We start from the raw sequence: 15,842 nt of genomic DNA, 5'->3' as shown, positions 1-15,842 counted from the left end.
TTAGGACTTACTCGTCTAGGCCTGCGTCAGGAGGGCCACCTGCGCCAATGCGTCCATTTCGGCGGCGAGTGGCACGACGAACTGCTCTTCGCCGTGCTGGCCGACGAGTGGACCGGGCGCCGGCGCTGACGGCGTACGGTCGAAGGGTGGAATCTGTTTGGGATTATCCGCGGCCGCCGCGGCTGGAGCTGAGCCGGGCGCGGGTCAGTATCGTGCATGCCGGGCAGAGCGTCGTGAGCAGTGACCGGTGCTGGCGGGTGCTGGAGACGTCGCATCCGCCGGTCTATTACGTGCCGCGCGAGGATGTCGCGGCGGGGGTGCTGCAGCCCGCTCGGGGGCGGTCGTTCTGCGAGTTCAAAGGCGACGCGACCTACTGGGATCTCAGCGTCGGGGGTGCGCGGATCCCGGAGGCCGCCTGGTCCTACGAAGATCCTTCCCCGGCGTACGCCGAGATGACCGGCGCCGTCGCCTTCTATCCCAGCAAGGTCGACGAGTGCCGGGTCGGGGACGAGGTGGTCCGCGCGCAGGAGGGTGACTTCTACGGCGGCTGGATCACGTCGGACATCACCGGTCCGTTCAAGGGCGGGCCCGGCACCCGCGGCTGGTGACACTATCTTGATCGCGCGTTCCAGAAAGGGTAGCGTGTCGGCATGGCGCGGTTGCGGGAGTTCGACACGGAGCTCGCCGTGGCGCGTGCCATGGAGCTGTTCTGGCTGCGCGGATATGAGGCGACGTCGGTGCGCGACCTCACCGAGGCACTCGGGGTCGGGCAGGGGTCGCTCTACGCCGCGTTTGGCAGCAAGGACGGGCTCTATCGGGCGGCGCTGACCCGATACCGGGAGACGCTGGCTGCTGACGCGCTCGCCTCGCTGGAGGAGTCCGGCGACGCGCGCACCGTCATCCGGGCGATGCTGCTCGAACGGGTCGCCATCGCCACCGACGGCGCTCGGGGCTGTCTCCTCGTGAATGCGATCGCCGAACGGCTGCCGGCCGACACCGCCACCGCGCGGGCCGTCCACGAAACTCTCGATGCCAGCAGGGATGCCCTCGCCGAGGTGCTGCGCGCGGCGGGCAAACGCGGCGAGATCCGGACCGGCCGCGATCCGGTCACGCTGGCCGCCTTCCTCGTCACCTTTCTCAACGGGCTGCTGGTCGTCTCGAAGGTCACGCCCGAGGTTCGCGAGCTCGAACCGCTCGTGGAAATTGCGCTGTCCACCCTCGACTGATTTTCCCGTGCCCAAATTCTGTATCGCACGATCCACAAAAGGAGTGGCTCATGACTCTCGGCGGCAACCGCTGGAACACCCTGCCCGAGCGGGCGAACCTCACCGCGGACAGCGTCTTCGCCCAGCTCCGGCCCCTGTTGCAGGGCGCCGTGCAGGCCACGGACGACGTCGACCCGCACATCCTCGATGAACAGATCCGCGCCACGCTCGCCCTGGGCACCCGGGAGACGTCACTGCCACTTTCCGGGTACGCCGACGCTGCCCCGGTCACCCGCGAGCTCGCGGAGCAGGCCCGGACGATCGGCGAGACGCTGGCACAATGGGCATCGCGGGCCCTCGCCGAGTCGCTGGACGCGCCGGTGCCGCTGCCCGGTGGGCCGCTGGCAATCCGTAGTCACTGCGATGGGCACCTGCTCACCCCGCCCGCGGCGGACCTGCTGCTCGGGAGCCGGGGCGGGCCGGTGGGGATGCAGCTCTACAACGAGTGGCTGCACCAGATGGTCCTGCTGCGCGACGCGTTGCTGCCGTTCACCAACTGGGCGGAGGTCCCGCTGCTGGTGACCCCGCAGGGCCTGCGCCACGTCGAGGCCGCCCGGGAGAAATTCCTCGCCGAGCTGATGTTCCGGCAGGTCCGGCACACCAGCATCGTGGCCTTCGCGCGCACGGTGGTGACCGGCACGTCCGGCCTGGCGGGTTACGGCTTCGACCATGACACGGGTACGGCGCTGCCGGCGGTCGTCGGCGGTTCAGTCCTCACCGCACCCCGCTACCTGTTGTCCTGGCGGCCCGGCAGCGTCACCACCGGCACGGCGACGTACGTCGCTGTGCACGCGGATTACTACGCGGCACCTCGTACACCGCTGCAGGATCTTGGTGCAACGCTGAAGGATCTTGCCGAAGACGTGCCGGATGCTGTGCTGAGCGCTCGCGTTGTCGCGAGCCCGGTCGTTGGCGGGGTTCGTACCGCTGCCGTCGAGGTTGTCCGCGGCGCGCAGACCTCGCGGGTCGATCTCGGCCAGGCCCTCCGCGGCCATCGCTTCGCCCATCGGCGCCCCACAGCTGTTGCGGCGCCTGAAATCGGGGCGGTTCTTGTCGTTGACGGTCTGGTGTGGACGGACGGCGCCGAGATCGGTGTGCCCGCCCACCCGGACGACCTGGTGAGGCTCGCGCTGCTCGGCAAGCTGTACCCCGACAACGTCGTCCTGCGATGAGCCGGCTCCACCTGGGCGCCGGTGAGCGTGTCTCCCCGGGACCGCGCCCGGGCTTCGGTGAGCGTTTCCTACCGGCCCGGGCGGCGGCCGCCGAAGCCGCCCTCGGGGGCGATGCCCGCGGTGACGGTGGTCAGCTTCTTGGCGGAGCCGAGGGTGCCCGAGGCGGACAGGCCGCCGGTGCTCGTCCCTGAGGCCTTGCCGCCCGAGTAGATCGTGTACTTGCCGTCCTTGGTGAGCGCGGACGACGAGTAGACGAGGTTCTGCATGTCCTTGCTCGTGACAAATGTGGCGAGCAGCTTGCCGTCCGCGTCGGCCACCTGCAGGGTCGTGCCGGCCGGGACGGTGGAGGTGAGGGTCGCCGAGAGCCAGGCCTGCGTCGAGTCCGTGCCCGGTGCCACCGGCATGCCCGCGCTGCCCGCTGCGATCAGGGTGCCGCCGCTGATGGTGAAGGCGCCGTTGACGTCCAGGGCGCCGTTGTTCCTCTCGGTCGGGCCGTTCACGACGACGGTGCCACCGGTGATCGACGCGGTGCCGTTGGAGTCGAGGCCGTCGCCGTCCGCGTTGATGATCAGGGTGCCGCCGGTGACGGTGACGTCGAAGTCACCCACCTCTTCGCCACCCCCTTCGCTTTCGCCCGACCCGTTCACGCCGTCGTCGCTGGAGGTCACGGACGCCGTGCCGCCCGCGACGGCGATGTGGGCCGCTTCGAGGCCTTCGTTGCTGCCGGTGACCGTCACCGAGCCCGCGTCGATCCGAAGAGCATCCTCCGCGTGTACGCCGTCATCGCCGCTCGCCGCCGTCAGCGCGACGCCGTGGAGGTGGACCGAGCCGTCGCTGTGCACGGCGTCGTCGGAGGCGTCCACCGCCGCGGTGCCGCCCTCCAGCACGGTGATGACGCCGGACTTGAGGCCCTTCGCCGACGTCTCGTCCGCCGGGGTGACCGTGTGGCTGCCGCCCGACGTGACGGTCAGCTTGCCGCCGGTCAGCACCAGGTCGGACGCGGCGTCGGCGCCGTCGCCGGTGGCCTTGACGGTGACCGTGCCGGCCGACATGGCGATGTAGCCCGCGTCGGCGTCGTCCTCGTTGTCCGCCTTGAGACCGTCGCCGCCCGACGTGACCGCGATGGTTCCGCCGGTGATGACGAGGTAGTCCTTGCCGCGGATGCCGTCGTCCTTCGCGGTGACCGTGATGGTGCCCGACTGCACCAGGAGCCCGTCCTTGGAGGTGATCGCGTCGTTGCCGTTGCCCGTCACCGTGAGCGACCCGGTGCCGGTCAGCGTCAGGTCACCCGCGCTGAACAGGGCGGCGTTGACATCGGCGTCCTCGGCGTACGACGCGGTGTCGGCGAGGGTGTTGGTGGTGCCGTCGGCCAGGACGACGACGAGTTGCCCGGCCTCGGTGGCGGCGATCGCGGCGGTCGTGGAGCTCGTGATGGTGACGCCGGCGAGGATGAGGGTGACCGTGGCGTCGGGGGCGTTGACGACGACCTGGCCGTTCGTGAGCGTTCCGGAGAGCCGGTAGGTGCCCGCCGCGGAGATGGTCACGGTGGAGCCGTCGACCTTGACCCCGCTGCCCGCCGATGACGCCGACGTGCCGGTGAGCGTGATGGCGGTCGCGTTGCCGGTGCTCGTGGCCGTGCTGGTGGCCGGGCTGGTGTGCACGGCCTTGTTCGCGGCGAGCACCGTGGCCGCGTCCTGGCCGGCGTCGACCGTGGTCGCCGTGCTCGTCTGCGCGGTGGGCTGGGTGTCGCTGTCCTTGTCGCCGGTGCAGGCGGTGAGCGCGGCGGCGGCCAGGACTGCTGAGCTGACGGCGGCGATCAGCCTGGTGCGGATCCTCATGGCTGCCTCTCCAATGCACGAGCGGACGCGGGCGTGGGCTGGGTCTGGGGCTGGAAGGCGCGCAGGATGCGGTGCCAGCGGTTGGCGGGCAGGTCCGGGTGGAGGGCGGCCAGGCCGGTGGCGTACTTGGAGATCGCGCAGGGGCGGTGCGACATCGACCAGAGGAGCTGGTCGACGGGGGACGTGCTGCGCTCGGACTTGGTCTCGACGATGACCCGGCCGGGAGTGCCCGTCGTCGTGCCGTCCGGCAGGGACCAGGCGAGGCGGCGGTCGATGGTGACCCGGCTTCCGGTCGACGCGACGAAGAGCGTGGTGCGCTCGTATTCGGTGGTCAGCGTCGGGTGGAAACGCAGGCCGTCGGCGGGGACGCCGGCTGCTGCCAGCGCCTGGACGGCGAGCGTGTGGGCTTCGGGGTCGAGGGTCGCGCTGCTGCCGGCGTACGGAAATCGTTGTTTGATGGTTGTTCCTCGTGGGCCTCTGGTCTTGATCTCCAGGAACTGCGCGCCGGTGTCGACGTAGCTGCGCACGCGCACCTTGAAGCGGCGGCGGCGCTGCCGTGCGGTGGTCAGGTAGCTGTCGAGGCCGGCGGTGTCGAAGTACGTGGACAGGTAGCGGAAGCTGCGCCGGCCGTCCACGTCGAGCACCCGGACATCGGCGGGCAGCCCCGTGAGCAGAGCCGGCAGGTCCCCGGACGGGATCAGGTACTTGCGGTCCAGCCGGGTGAGCAGGGCGGCCCGCTCGATGAGCTCGTCGAGGCCGATCGGGGCGAACGTCAGGTCGGCGGTCACAGCGCGTACCGCACCTCGGCGAGCGTGGTGTCGTTCACCATGTCGACGTGGCGGATCGACAGGTTGACGACCCGCGCGTGCAGCAGCGTCTCGAGGTGCGCGCGCAGGGCGCTCTCGTCGGTGAACGCACTGTCCAGTTGCATCGTCTGCTGCCGGTAGCGCCGGAACAACCCCGGATGGTCGCCGGCGAAGAGCACCGCGACGATCAGCAGCATCAGGCTCCCGGCCAGCGGCGTGACCGTGCCGTTCAGCCCGGCGATCAGGCCGAGGGCGAGCGCGGCGAAGTAGTACGCCACCTCGTGCTGCGCGATCTCGTCCGACCGCAGCCGGATGATCGACAGGACCCCGAACAGCCCCAGCCCGAGCCCCGCGCCGACGGTGGAGGAGCCGAGGACCATGGAGGTCGCCAGGACACCGATGTTCACCCCGAGGAACGCCACCACGAGGTCGCGGCGGTGGTGCCGGGGGAAGTAGATCCCGAAGGTGAGCAGGGCGATGGCGACGAGGTCGGCGGCGACGACCAGGAGCTGGTTCACGAAGATCCCTCATCCGGCGGTAACGACGCGTCCATTACGCCTTAGCGAGCTGTGAACCCGCTGTTAAGAATCTGGGTGTCCGGTGCGCTTGATCCCGGTCGCACGCTGCGGGAAGAGTGGGCACATCGACCTCCGTCGTGACCGCGATCACAGGAGCACGCATGTCCATTGTCCCGTTCGAGCGTCAGACCAACGGCCAGCGGGTCGTGTTCGGTGCCGGCGCCGCCCGTTCCCGGCTCGGTGCCGAGATCGAACGGCTCGGCTCGAAGCGCGTCCTCGTCGTCGCCGGACCCGCCTCCCGGCCACTCGCCGAGGAGCTGACCGCGCGGCTCCCGGTGGCGGGGTTCGTCGCCGACGTCCGGATGCACGTTCCGATCGAGGCCGCCGGGCGGGCCCGGGACCAGGCCGTCTCTGCGGGCGCGGACCTCCTGCTCAGCATCGGGGGCGGTTCGACCACGGGTACGGCCAAAGCCGTCGCGCTCACCAGCGGCCTGCCGATCCTCGCCGTCCCCACCACGTACGCCGGCAGCGAGGTGACCCCGGTCTGGGGCCTCACCGAGGCCGGCCGCAAAACCACCGGCACCGACCCGCTGGTGCTGCCCCGGACCGTCATCTACGACCCCGAGCTGACCCTCGGCCTGCCGGACGAGCTGACCGTCGCGAGCGGGCTCAACGCGCTCGCGCACTGCATCGACTCGCAGTGGGCCCCGCGGGCGAACCCGGTCGACACCGCACTCGCGCACGAGGGTGCACGCGCGCTGATGACCGGTCTGCCGCTCGTGCACGCCGACGGCAAGGACCTGGCCGGGCGCACGCAGGTTCTGTACGGCGCCTACCTCGCCGGGCTGAGTTTCGCCGGGGCCGGCTCCGGCCTGCACCACAAGATCTGCCACGTGCTCGGCGGCGCCTACAACCTGCCGCACGCCCAGACCCACGCGGTGGTGCTGCCGCACGTGCTCGCCTTGAAAGGCACGGCCGATGCGCTCACCGAGTTGCTCGCTCTGTACGACGCGATCGGGGCGCCGCGCGCGCTGAGGGACCTCGGCATGCCGGAATCCGCCGTGGGGGAGGCCGCGCGTCTGGTCGTGGAGGCCGCCCCCATCCCTCTCGCCGCCGCGGAACAGCTGATCCACGACGCGTGGTCCGGCCGGCTCCCCTCGGCGGGGCCGTCGGGTGAGGCCGCGCGGCGAGAGCAGTACGTGACAGATCAGGTGCTGCGGAGCTTCGCGGACGCTCCCGAGCCGCGGTTCAAACAGGTGATGGAGGCGCTCGTCCGGCACTCGCACGCGTTCGTCCGCGACGTGCGGCTCACCGAGGCCGAATGGCAGGCCGCGATCGGGTTCCTCACCCGCGCCGGGCACATCACCGACGACCGGCGGCAGGAGTTCATCCTGCTCTCCGACGTGCTCGGGCTCTCGATGCTGACGATCGCGGTGAACCAGCCGCCGGAGCCGGGTGCCACCGAGGCGACGGTGTTCGGGCCGTTCTTCGTCGCCGGGGCGCCCGCCGTGCCGTACGGCGGTGACGTCGCGCAGGAGGCGAACGGGCAGCCGTGCTGGGTGGACGGCGTGGTCCGCGGTGGCGACGGCCGGCCCGTGGCGGGTGCTCGCATCGACGTGTGGGAGGCGGACGAGGACGGCCGCTACGACGTGCAGTACGGCGACGACCGTACGGCGGGGCGCGGGCACCTTCTCACCGACGAGTGGGGGCGTTACGGGTTCTGGTGTGTGACGCCCACGCCGTACCCCATCCCGCATGACGGCCCGGTCGGGGATCTGCTCACCGCGGCAGGCCGCGGGCCCATGCGCGCGGCGCACCTGCACTTCATGGTCACGGCGGCGGGTTTCCATCGGCTGGTGACACACATATTCGTACGCGGTGACACCTATCAGGACTCCGACGCGGTGTTCGGCGTCAAGGAGTCCCTGGTCGTGGATTTCACCGAGCAGGAGCCGGACACCCCGAATCCCACAGGACGGGAGCTCGACGGCACTTGGACCCGCACGCAGTTCGACATCGTTCTCATCGACCTTGGGGAGCCCGCATGACCGAGCTGCAGACCGACGTCCTGGTGATCGGCAGCGGGCCGGCCGGTGCGTCCGCCGCGCTCTTCCTGGCCACGTACGGCGTGGAGCACATCGTCGTCACGAAGTACCGCTGGACGGCGAACACCCCGCGGGCGCACATCACCAACCAGCGCACGGTCGAGATCATGCGGGACATGGGCATCGAGGACGAGGTGCTCGCCGAGGCGACGCCGCATCACCTGATGGGTGACACCGTCTTCTGCAGCAGCCTGGCCGGCGACGAGATCGGCCGGGTACGCACCTGGGGCACCCACCCGGCGCGGGAGGCCGACTACCGGCTGGCCAGCCCCTCGCTCAACTGCGACCTGCCGCAGACGCTGTTCGAGCCGCTGCTCATCGGGCAGGCCGCGGCGCGGGGGAGCCGGATCCGGTTCGACACCGAGTACGTGTCGCTGGAGCAGGACGCCGACGGGGTCAGCGTGCGGGTCCGGGACCGCATCTCCGGTCACGAGTACGTCATCCGCGCGAAGTACGTGATCGCGGCCGACGGCGGGCGCAGCAAGGTCGCCGCGGATCTGGGGCTGCCCATGGCGGGCCAGATGGACGTCGCCGGCAGCATGAACATCGTCTTCCACGCCGACCTCAGCGCGTTCGTCGCCCACCGGCCCAGCGTCCTCTACTGGGTGCTGCAGCCGGGCGCGACCATCGGCGGCATCGGGCTCGGGCTGGTGCGGATGGTCCGGCCGTGGAACGAGTGGCTGATCACCTGGGGCTACGACATCAGCGGGCCGCCGCCGAAGCTCGACGACGAGATGGCCACCGGCATCGTGCACAGCCTGATCGGTGACGACTCCGTGCCGGTGATCATCCGGTCGCTGTCGTTGTGGGGCAACAACAAGATGTACGCCGAGCGGTACCGCGAGGGCCGGGTCTTCGCCGTCGGTGACGCCGTGCACCGGCACCCGCCGTCGAACGGGCTCGGGTCGAACACGTCCATCCAGGACTCGTACAACCTGGCATGGAAGCTCGCGCACGTGCTCAGCGGGAAGGCCGGGGCGGGGCTGCTCGACAGCTTCGACGCCGAGCGCGCACCGGTCGGCAAGCAGATCGTGCTGCGGGCCAACAAGAGCATCGAGGAGTTCGGGGCGATCCTCGCGGCGCTCGGTGTGCGGGGCGATCAGGACGTGACGCAGATGCAGCAGGCCATCGCCGCACGCGGGGACGACTCACCGGAGGGCGCGGCCCGGCGCGAGCAGTTGCGGGCGGCGCTCGAGTTGAAGGACTACGAGTTCAACGCCCACGGGGTCGAGCTCGGGCAACGGTACGCCTCCCGCGCGATCGTTTCCGACGGGTCGCCGGAGCCCGCGTACACCCGTGATCCTGAGCTCTTCTACCACCCGACCACCTGGCCCGGGGCGCGGCTGCCGCACTGCTGGCTCGGCCGTGACGGGCACAAGGTGAGCACGCTCGACGTGGCGGGCAAGGGGCGTTTCGTGGTGCTCACCGGCATCACCGGCCGGCCGTGGGCGCAGGCCGCGGCCAAGGTGGCGGACCAGCTCGGCGTTGAGCTCGAGGCCGTCGTCATCGGGCCCGGCGCGGATCTCACCGATCTGTACGACGACTGGGCCCGGCTGCGGGAGGTCGGCGAGGACGGGTGTGTGCTGGTACGCCCGGACGCGCACGTCGCCTGGCGCTCCGCCCACCTCGCCGCCGACCCGTCCGGAGAACTGTCCCGCATCCTGACCGCGCTCCTCGACCGCTGACCGCGCTCCTCGACGCTGGCCGAGGCCGGCCCGCTCAGCGAAAGGTTGTGCACAATTAAATTGTGCACAACCTGAATGGGCAGACCGGCGTCCCGCCCGTCACGCGGTCAGGACTTCGGCCTGAAGGCTCCGTCGACGGCCGTGGCAAGGGCTTTTTTGCGGCGCGCGTGCTCGGCGGCGGTGTCCTCGGGGCTCGCCGCGACCAGGGTGCTCGCCGGGGACCAGGCCATGGACATCGCGATGACCAGGGAGTGGACGTCCTGCGGGGCGTAGCCGGCGTCGATGTGCCCCGCGGCCTGGGCGTCGGCGATCGACTGGTGCTTCTTCTCGTCGCTCTTGGCCATGTGGGCGAACAGGTTGCCCGTCGGGATGCGTTCGAGGCGGGCCCAGGCGCTCAGCCGGACGAGGTGGGGGCTGCCGAGGTACGCGTCGTAGAGCCGGGTCGCGTAGCCGGGGAGGTCATCGGCGGTCAGGGGGACCGCGTCGACGATCTCGTTGACGGATTCCGTCCAGATGGCGTCGAACAGGTCGGTCTTGTTGCCGAACCAGGCGTACATCTGCTGCTTGTTGACCTTGGAGGTGGCGGCGATGCGGTCGACGCGGGCGCCGGCCAGGCCCCAGGTGGCGAACTCGGCGGCGGCGGCGTCGAGGAGGCGGCGTCGCGATGCCTGTCCGTCTGCCATGTGGCGACCTTAACAGGGGACAAACCAACTAGATGGTTGCCCTAGTGGTACGGTCGACCAACCAACTAGTTCGTTGGTCTCTGTCGAAAGGCAACGCGACATGCGTCAGACATCCGGATACGCCCTGCACAAGCCCGGCGACGAACTGCGCCCGTGGCGGTTCGAGCGCCGTGACCTGCGGCCCGACGACGTGGCGGTCACCGTCACCTACTGCGGGCTCTGCCACTCCGACGTGCACGCCGTCGACGCCGCGAGCGACGACGGGACGCCGTTCGTTCCCGGGCACGAGTTCGTCGGCATCGTTGCCGAGGTCGGTCCGGCGGTCACGCGGTTCGCGGTCGGTGACGCGGTGGCGGTCGGCAACATCGTCGACTCCTGCGGCGTCTGCGAATACTGCCGGGCCGGGCAGGAGAACTACTGCGGTGCGTTCCCGACCACGACGTACGGCGGGATCGACCGGCACGACGGCACCGTCACCCGGGGTGCGTATTCGCGCGAGTACGTGGTCCGCGAGGCGTTCACCTACCACCTTCCCGACGGCCTCGACCCGGCCGCGGCTGCCCCGCTGATGTGCGCCGGCGTCACCGTCTGGGAGCCGTTGCGCCGCTGGAACGTGGGCCCGGACATGCTCGTCGGCGTGGTCGGGCTCGGCGGGCTCGGGCACCTGGCGGTCAAGCTCGCCAAAGCCCTGGGCGCCCGCGTCGCGGTGTTCACCACCTCGCCCGCGAAGGCGGCCGCGGCGCTGGAACTCGGCGCCGACGAGGTCGTCATCTCCACCGACGCGAGCGCCATGGACGCTCAGAAGGGCCGCTTCGCGTTCATCCTCGACACCGCTTCGGGCGCGCACGACCCCAATCCGTACCTGCGGGCACTCGGCCTCGACGGCACCCTGTGCGTGCTCGGCATCCCGGGCAGCTGGACCGTCGACCCGATGAGTCTGCTCGTCGGCCGCAAGAGCTTCGCCTCGGCCGGCAGCGCGGGCACGCGGGGTACCCAGGAGATGCTCGACTTCTGCGCGGAGCACGGCGTCACCGCGGACATCGAGATCGTCGCCCTGGCCGACGTCAACGAAGCCATGGACCGCTTGCGCCGAAACGACGTGCGCTACCGGTTCGTCCTTGACATGACAGAAGGCGCCTAATCTGAGCGGATGGAGATCGGGCGGATCGGCATCTGGACCAATCAATTCGATCAGGTACGCCTGTCGTCCGCCCTGCGAGCCGCGGCCGAGCTCGAACAGCTCGGGTATTCGGCGCTGTGGCTCGGTGAGCTGTTCGGCCGCGAGGCGCTGACCCAGGCGACGCTCATGCTGTCCGCGACGAGCACCATCACGGTGGCGACGGGCGTGGCGAGCATCCACGGCCGGGACGCCACCCTGATGGTGCAGGCTCAGCGGACGCTGCACGAGGCGTACGGTCCGCGTTTTCTGCTCGGTCTCGGTGTCGGGCATCCGTGGACGGTGAGCGAGATGCGCGGGCTCCCGTTCGGGCCGCGCCTGCCGACGATGCGCGCCTACCTCGACCGGCTCGACGAGGTGTCGTTCGGTCCGCCGAACGCCGAGAAACGACCACCGCGCGTGCTCGGGGCGGTCGGGCCGAAAATGCTCGGGCTGGCCGCTTCGCACGCCGACGGCGCGTTGCCGATGGGGATGCCGGTCGGGCACACCCGGATGGCCCGCGCCCTGATGGGCCCGGCGGCCTTCCTCGCCGTGGTGCTGCCCGTCCTCCCGGCCGACCGCACCGGCGTGGGCGAGCGGGGCGAGGACCGGGCCGCAGCCCGCCAATACGTCGTGGAGGCCCTGCCCAACAGGGCGGAAATGCTGCGATCCCTGGGGTACGACCTGAGCGCCGGCCCGGACGGTCTCGTCGACGATCTCGTGGCCCGCGGCGGCGTCGACGAGATCGGGCAGCGCGTCCGCGAGCACCTCGACGCCGGTGCCGACCATGTCTGCCTGAGCGTGATCGGGGCGCTGCCCGGCGAGCTGCCACTACGGCAATGGCGGACGCTCGCCGCGCTCACCGCCTGAAACTCAGGGCGGCCGCCTCGCCGCGGGAGCTCACCTGGAGCTTGTCGAGGATGTTGCGGACGTGGAACTTGACCGTGTGCTCGCTGAGTTGAAGACGCTCGGCGATCGCACGGTTCCGCAGGCCCTGGGCGATCCCCGCGAGCACCTCCAGCTCCCGCGGATTGAGCCGGTCGAGGGGGCGTACGTCCGCCGGTGCCTCGATGCCCAGCGGGAGGCTCGCGGTCACCGTGGTTCCCCACCCGGGGACGGCATCGACCTCCCAGCTGCCCCCGAGCGCCGCAAGCCGCCGGGTCACGTCGTGGGTTGGGCCGCTCCCGTCATGGGTTGGGCCGCTCCCGTCATGGGTTGGGCCGCTCCCGTCATGGGTTGGGCCGCTCCCGTCATGGGTTGGGCCGCTCCCGTCATGGGCTGGGCCGCTCCCGTGGGCTGGGCCGCTTTTGTCGGTGCTGTTGTCGCGGACCGTGATGTGCAGTGCCTGGCCGGTGAGGCGCCACGACGCCCGGATGCGGGTGGTTCCCGGCCGGTCGATCGCGGCGAGCACGAGGCCCCGCGTCGCCGCGCGGGCGGTGTGGGCGATGTCCTGGGGGATCAAGCCGTCCTCCGCGGGACCGGCCAGGGTGATGTCGGCGTCCGTGTGACGGACGAGCGGGGCGAGCTGGTTCTCCAGGGCGGCGAACGACGCGCTCGCCGGCTCCGCGGAGAGCTCCTGGTCGCGGTCGGCCACGGCCTTGAGCTCGATGAGGGCCTCGGCGGCGAGGTCGGTGGCGGTCCTGCGTGCCACGGGGTCGGTGAGGCGGGCCGATCGGAGCACCGCCAGCAGACCGGTCAGGGTGGTCGACCAGCTCTGACCGAGATCGGTGATCGTCCGGGCCCGGGCGGCGGCCGCGGCCAGGTTGCCCGCCAGCAGGTCCGGGGTCTGCGCGGTCGCGCGTCTGCTCTGGTCCGTGCTGAGAACGCGCCACAACCGGGCCGCCACGTCCAGGGCGGCGGCCGGTGGTTCGGGTTCCTCGGGGACTATCACCAGCAGCGACCGGGCCGAGGCGAGCAGGACGAGGCGGCGTTCGGCCCCGGCGAGGACCGCGTCGATCAGCAGCGCACTGCTGGCTTCTGCGGATCCTTCCGCGGGTCCGCCTGCGCGAGCTTCCGCGCGTTCTTCTGCGCGCTCGGACAGGCGGAGCAGCTCCGTGCTGGTTACCGCTTCCGTGATCGCCGGGTCGCCCGCTACCGCGAGGGGGCTGCGGGCGCAGTCGCCGGTCTGGATCGCGGTGGCGTGGTGCGGGATAAGCCTTTCCAGCTCGGCGGCGAACGCCTCGTACAGGTCCACTCGCGGGACCGCCAGGAGCCGTTCGACAACGGCGAGCACGTGGCGCGGGTCCGACCAGCAGGCGTCCATGACCACCAGGGTAGGCAGGCCGGGCGGGCGGGGGACTGCTCCTTCGGCTGGTGGACGCTGCTCCTTCGAGTGGGCTGCCGCGCCCGTCCGGCGAGTTGACTTCCCCTGGCCGGAACATCCCCGACGTCAGGAAGTCCCATGCGAGCGATCACCTTCACCGAGTACGGCGGCACCGAGGTTCTGCGGATCTCCGAGGTCGAAATTCCAGAACCAGGACCGCTACAGGTACGCCTCAGAGTCCGCGCCGCCGGAATCAACCCGATCGACTGGAAGATCCGCAGCGGCGCGCTCCGGCATGTCCTCCCGGTCACCATGCCGCACACACCCGGTCTGGAACTGGCGGGCATCGTCGACGCCGCCGGGGCGGACGCGGGCTTCGAGGTCGGCGACGAGGTGTTCGGCTGGGCGGACGCCGGTGCGTACGCGGAGTTCGCACTGGCCACCAACCTCGCGCCGAAACCCGCCGGGCTCTCGTGGGCCGACGCGGCGACGCTGCCGATCGCCGGTGCCGCGGCGGTCCGCGACGTTGACCGGCTGGGGGTTCGCGCGGGGGAGACGTTGCTGATCCACGGTGCCGGCGGGACCACCGGGCGGTTCGCGGCCCAGGTCGCGCTCGCCAAGGGGGTCACGGTCATCGGCACCGCGGGGGCCCGCCACCACGACGACCTGCGGGCGCTGGGCGTCGTGCCGATCCTGTACGGCGAGGGCTGGCCCCACCGGGCCCGCCTCGTCGCGGCAGGACACATCGACGCGGTCTACGACGCGGCCGGGCACGGACAGCTGCCGGGATCGATCGAGCTGCTCGGCGGCAAGGAACGGATCATCACCATCGCCGACGAGGCCGCCTTCGAGCTGGGGATCCCGTACTCCACGGGGGGTGAGCAGACCCGGGAGTCCCTCGCGGAGGTCGCGCGCTGGGTCACCGAGCGTGGGGTGCGGATCGTCCACCGGCGCGGTTACGCACTCGCGGAGGCGGCCGCCGCGCAGGCCGAGAGCGAGACCGGACACCCGGGGGGAAAGCTGACCATCCGCGGGGAATGAGCCATCGCCCGGCAGCAGCGTATGGCCTCGACCAGGCAGTGGATCGGCGAGGATGCGGGGACGTGGCAGGTGCGGTTGAATTGCTCGTTGTGCGTACCGAAAAAATGCTGCCGGCGGCTGTCGTCGCTGATCCCCATGCGGTTTATGAGCAGTTACGGGAGGACGGGCCGGTTCACCGATTCGTGCTTCCGGACGGGAGTTCCGCGTGGATCGTGACCCGTTATGACGATGCGCGGGCGGCGCTGGCCGACCCCCGGCTCTCGCTGAGCAAGGCCCATGCCGGGCCCGGCGCCTGGAAGGGTTTCGGATTACCGCCCGCGCTCGACGCGAATCTGCTGAACATGGATCCGCCGGACCACACGCGGCTGCGGCGGCTGGTTTCCTCGGCTTTCACTCCGCGGCGGATGGAGCTTCTGCGGCCCGGGATCGCGCGGGTGGCCGACGCGTTGCTGGAGCCCGTTGTCGCCGCCGGTGAGGGTGATCTGGTCAGGACGTTCGCGCCGCTGCCGGTCGCGGTGATCTGTGATGTGCTCGGAATCGCTGGGCAGCAGCGCGGGGAGCTGAAGAACTGGGCCGCTGTTCTGCTGGCGCCGCCGAAGGACGACCCGAAGGCCGCCGGGCGGGCGGTGCTGGAGATTCAGGCATTTCTCGGGCGGCTCATCGAGGACAAGCGGAGCCGGCCCGGTGATGACATTCTCTCCGCCCTGATCGCGGCTCGCGACGATGACGACCGGTTGAGCGAGGACGAGCTGACCTCGCTCGCTTTCCTGACGATTATCGCGGGCTACGAGAATTCCGCCAATCTGATCGGGCTCTCGCTGCTCACCCTGCTGCAGCATCCGGCGCAGTGGGCGGCTCTGCTGGCCGATCCGGGGCTGCTGCCCGGTGCCGTACGGGAGTTGATGCGGTTCGAGCCGCCGGCGCCGGTCTCGTTGCGGCGCTTCCCCAAGCAGGACCTGGAGATCGGCGGCGTACGCATACCGGCCGGCGACACCGTGCTGATCGCCATCGCCTCGGCCGACCGGGATCCGGCGCGGTGGCCCGATCCTGGCACCCTCGATCTCACGCGGGACACGTCCGGGCAGTTGTCCCTGGGGCACGGAATCCACTACTGCCTCGGTGCCCCGCTCGCCCGCATCGAGGCCGAGGAGGCCATCGGTGCGGTGCTGCGCCGGCTTCCCGATCTGCGGCTCGCCGTGCCGGTCGGCGAGCTCGGCTGGCGGCCGTCCTTCCGGTCCCGTGCGCTGCAATCGTTGCCCGTACTGGCCGGAGAGGCTGGACAGCGGCAGCGGGGGCCTCTACATTGAGGA

General features: G+C 70.8%; 14 protein-coding genes. 9 read left to right on the top strand and 5 right to left on the bottom strand.

Going from position 1 to position 15,842, the window contains the following annotated elements:
* The first annotated feature begins 146 nt into the window (after positions 1-146).
* The 3 genes from Aco04nite_RS27935 to Aco04nite_RS27925 are packed head-to-tail and all read left to right on the top strand — an operon-like array spanning position 147 to position 2,437.
* Positions 147-608, top strand: a complete 462-nt coding sequence (locus tag Aco04nite_RS27935) for a DUF427 domain-containing protein (RefSeq protein ID WP_213000212.1) — start codon at positions 147-149, stop codon at positions 606-608.
* 42 nt (positions 609-650) lie between these two features.
* Positions 651-1,226 (top strand): TetR/AcrR family transcriptional regulator, encoded by a 576-nt coding sequence (locus tag Aco04nite_RS27930; protein WP_213000211.1) that lies wholly within the window; start codon positions 651-653, stop codon positions 1,224-1,226.
* 50 nt (positions 1,227-1,276) lie between these two features.
* Complete coding sequence (locus Aco04nite_RS27925; protein ID WP_213000210.1) at positions 1,277-2,437, top strand: hypothetical protein; 1,161 nt, start codon at positions 1,277-1,279, stop codon at positions 2,435-2,437.
* Positions 2,438-2,505: 68 nt separating this feature from the next.
* Here the strand turns inward: Aco04nite_RS27925 and Aco04nite_RS27920 are convergent, their stop codons facing one another.
* The 3 genes from Aco04nite_RS27920 to Aco04nite_RS27910 are packed head-to-tail and all read right to left on the bottom strand — an operon-like array spanning position 2,506 to position 5,599.
* A complete protein-coding gene (locus Aco04nite_RS27920) occupies positions 2,506-4,275 on the bottom strand; it encodes a carbohydrate-binding domain-containing protein (RefSeq protein WP_213000209.1) in 1,770 nt (589 codons plus the stop codon).
* A complete protein-coding gene (locus Aco04nite_RS27915) occupies positions 4,272-5,063 on the bottom strand; it encodes a polyphosphate polymerase domain-containing protein (RefSeq protein ID WP_244876348.1) in 792 nt (263 codons plus the stop codon). Before Aco04nite_RS27915 ends, Aco04nite_RS27920 begins: the two co-directional genes overlap by 4 nt.
* Entirely contained in the window at positions 5,060-5,599 is a 540-nt protein-coding gene (locus Aco04nite_RS27910) for a DUF4956 domain-containing protein (RefSeq protein WP_213000208.1), read from the bottom strand. The genes Aco04nite_RS27915 and Aco04nite_RS27910 overlap by 4 nt, the downstream gene beginning before the upstream one ends.
* 161 nt (positions 5,600-5,760) lie before the next feature.
* On the opposite strand from Aco04nite_RS27910, the gene Aco04nite_RS49090 reads away from it, so the two are divergent.
* On the top strand, positions 5,761-7,647 hold the full coding sequence (locus Aco04nite_RS49090; protein ID WP_244876347.1) for an iron-containing alcohol dehydrogenase: 1,887 nt from the start codon (positions 5,761-5,763) through the stop codon (positions 7,645-7,647).
* On the top strand, positions 7,644-9,389 hold the full coding sequence (locus Aco04nite_RS27895) for an FAD-dependent oxidoreductase (protein ID WP_213000207.1): 1,746 nt from the start codon (positions 7,644-7,646) through the stop codon (positions 9,387-9,389). Before Aco04nite_RS49090 ends, Aco04nite_RS27895 begins: the two co-directional genes overlap by 4 nt.
* 107 nt (positions 9,390-9,496) lie before the next feature.
* Here the strand turns inward: Aco04nite_RS27895 and Aco04nite_RS27890 are convergent, their stop codons facing one another.
* Positions 9,497-10,072 (bottom strand): TetR family transcriptional regulator, encoded by a 576-nt coding sequence (locus Aco04nite_RS27890; protein WP_213000206.1) that lies wholly within the window; start codon positions 10,070-10,072, stop codon positions 9,497-9,499.
* 100 nt (positions 10,073-10,172) lie between these two features.
* On the opposite strand from Aco04nite_RS27890, the gene Aco04nite_RS27885 reads away from it, so the two are divergent.
* On the top strand, positions 10,173-11,213 hold the full coding sequence (locus Aco04nite_RS27885; protein WP_213000205.1) for an NAD(P)-dependent alcohol dehydrogenase: 1,041 nt from the start codon (positions 10,173-10,175) through the stop codon (positions 11,211-11,213).
* A gap of 9 nt (positions 11,214-11,222) precedes the next feature.
* Entirely contained in the window at positions 11,223-12,098 is an 876-nt protein-coding gene (locus Aco04nite_RS27880) for an LLM class flavin-dependent oxidoreductase (protein WP_213000204.1), read from the top strand.
* Here the strand turns inward: Aco04nite_RS27880 and Aco04nite_RS49730 are convergent.
* Entirely contained in the window at positions 12,088-13,491 is a 1,404-nt protein-coding gene (locus tag Aco04nite_RS49730; protein ID WP_280519387.1) for a helix-turn-helix transcriptional regulator, read from the bottom strand. The two genes, Aco04nite_RS27880 and Aco04nite_RS49730, sit on opposite strands and share 11 nt — an antisense overlap.
* Positions 13,492-13,629: 138 nt before the next feature.
* On the opposite strand from Aco04nite_RS49730, the gene Aco04nite_RS27870 reads away from it, so the two are divergent.
* Together Aco04nite_RS27870 and Aco04nite_RS27865 are read left to right on the top strand one after the other, a co-directional pair.
* Positions 13,630-14,532 (top strand): NADP-dependent oxidoreductase, encoded by a 903-nt coding sequence (locus Aco04nite_RS27870; RefSeq protein WP_213000203.1) that lies wholly within the window; start codon positions 13,630-13,632, stop codon positions 14,530-14,532.
* 212 nt (positions 14,533-14,744) lie between these two features.
* A complete protein-coding gene (locus tag Aco04nite_RS27865) occupies positions 14,745-15,839 on the top strand; it encodes a cytochrome P450 family protein (RefSeq protein ID WP_244876346.1) in 1,095 nt (364 codons plus the stop codon).
* Positions 15,840-15,842: the final 3 nt, after the last annotated feature.

The organism is Winogradskya consettensis (assembly GCF_018332715.1).
In the GTDB taxonomy this organism is placed as follows: domain Bacteria; phylum Actinomycetota; class Actinomycetes; order Mycobacteriales; family Micromonosporaceae; genus Actinoplanes; species Actinoplanes consettensis.
Note: the sequence above shows the minus strand (reverse complement) of the source record. Positions and strands in the feature narration are given on the sequence as shown.

Excerpts from the sequence above, each read along its gene's own strand:
- Aco04nite_RS27930 (WP_213000211.1), top strand. The coding sequence starts at position 651 with ATGGCGCGGTTGCGGGAGTTCGACACGGAGCTCGCCGTGGCGCGTGCC.
- Aco04nite_RS27925 (WP_213000210.1), top strand. The coding sequence starts at position 1,277 with ATGACTCTCGGCGGCAACCGCTGGAACACCCTGCCCGAGCGGGCGAAC.
- Aco04nite_RS27920 (WP_213000209.1), bottom strand. The coding sequence starts at position 4,275 with ATGAGGATCCGCACCAGGCTGATCGCCGCCGTCAGCTCAGCAGTCCTG.
- Aco04nite_RS49090 (WP_244876347.1), top strand. The coding sequence starts at position 5,761 with ATGTCCATTGTCCCGTTCGAGCGTCAGACCAACGGCCAGCGGGTCGTG.
- Aco04nite_RS27895 (WP_213000207.1), top strand. The coding sequence starts at position 7,644 with ATGACCGAGCTGCAGACCGACGTCCTGGTGATCGGCAGCGGGCCGGCC.
- Aco04nite_RS27890 (WP_213000206.1), bottom strand. The coding sequence starts at position 10,072 with ATGGCAGACGGACAGGCATCGCGACGCCGCCTCCTCGACGCCGCCGCC.
- Aco04nite_RS27885 (WP_213000205.1), top strand. The coding sequence starts at position 10,173 with ATGCGTCAGACATCCGGATACGCCCTGCACAAGCCCGGCGACGAACTG.
- Aco04nite_RS27880 (WP_213000204.1), top strand. The coding sequence starts at position 11,223 with ATGGAGATCGGGCGGATCGGCATCTGGACCAATCAATTCGATCAGGTA.
- Aco04nite_RS49730 (WP_280519387.1), bottom strand. The coding sequence starts at position 13,491 with ATGGACGCCTGCTGGTCGGACCCGCGCCACGTGCTCGCCGTTGTCGAA.
- Aco04nite_RS27870 (WP_213000203.1), top strand. The coding sequence starts at position 13,630 with ATGCGAGCGATCACCTTCACCGAGTACGGCGGCACCGAGGTTCTGCGG.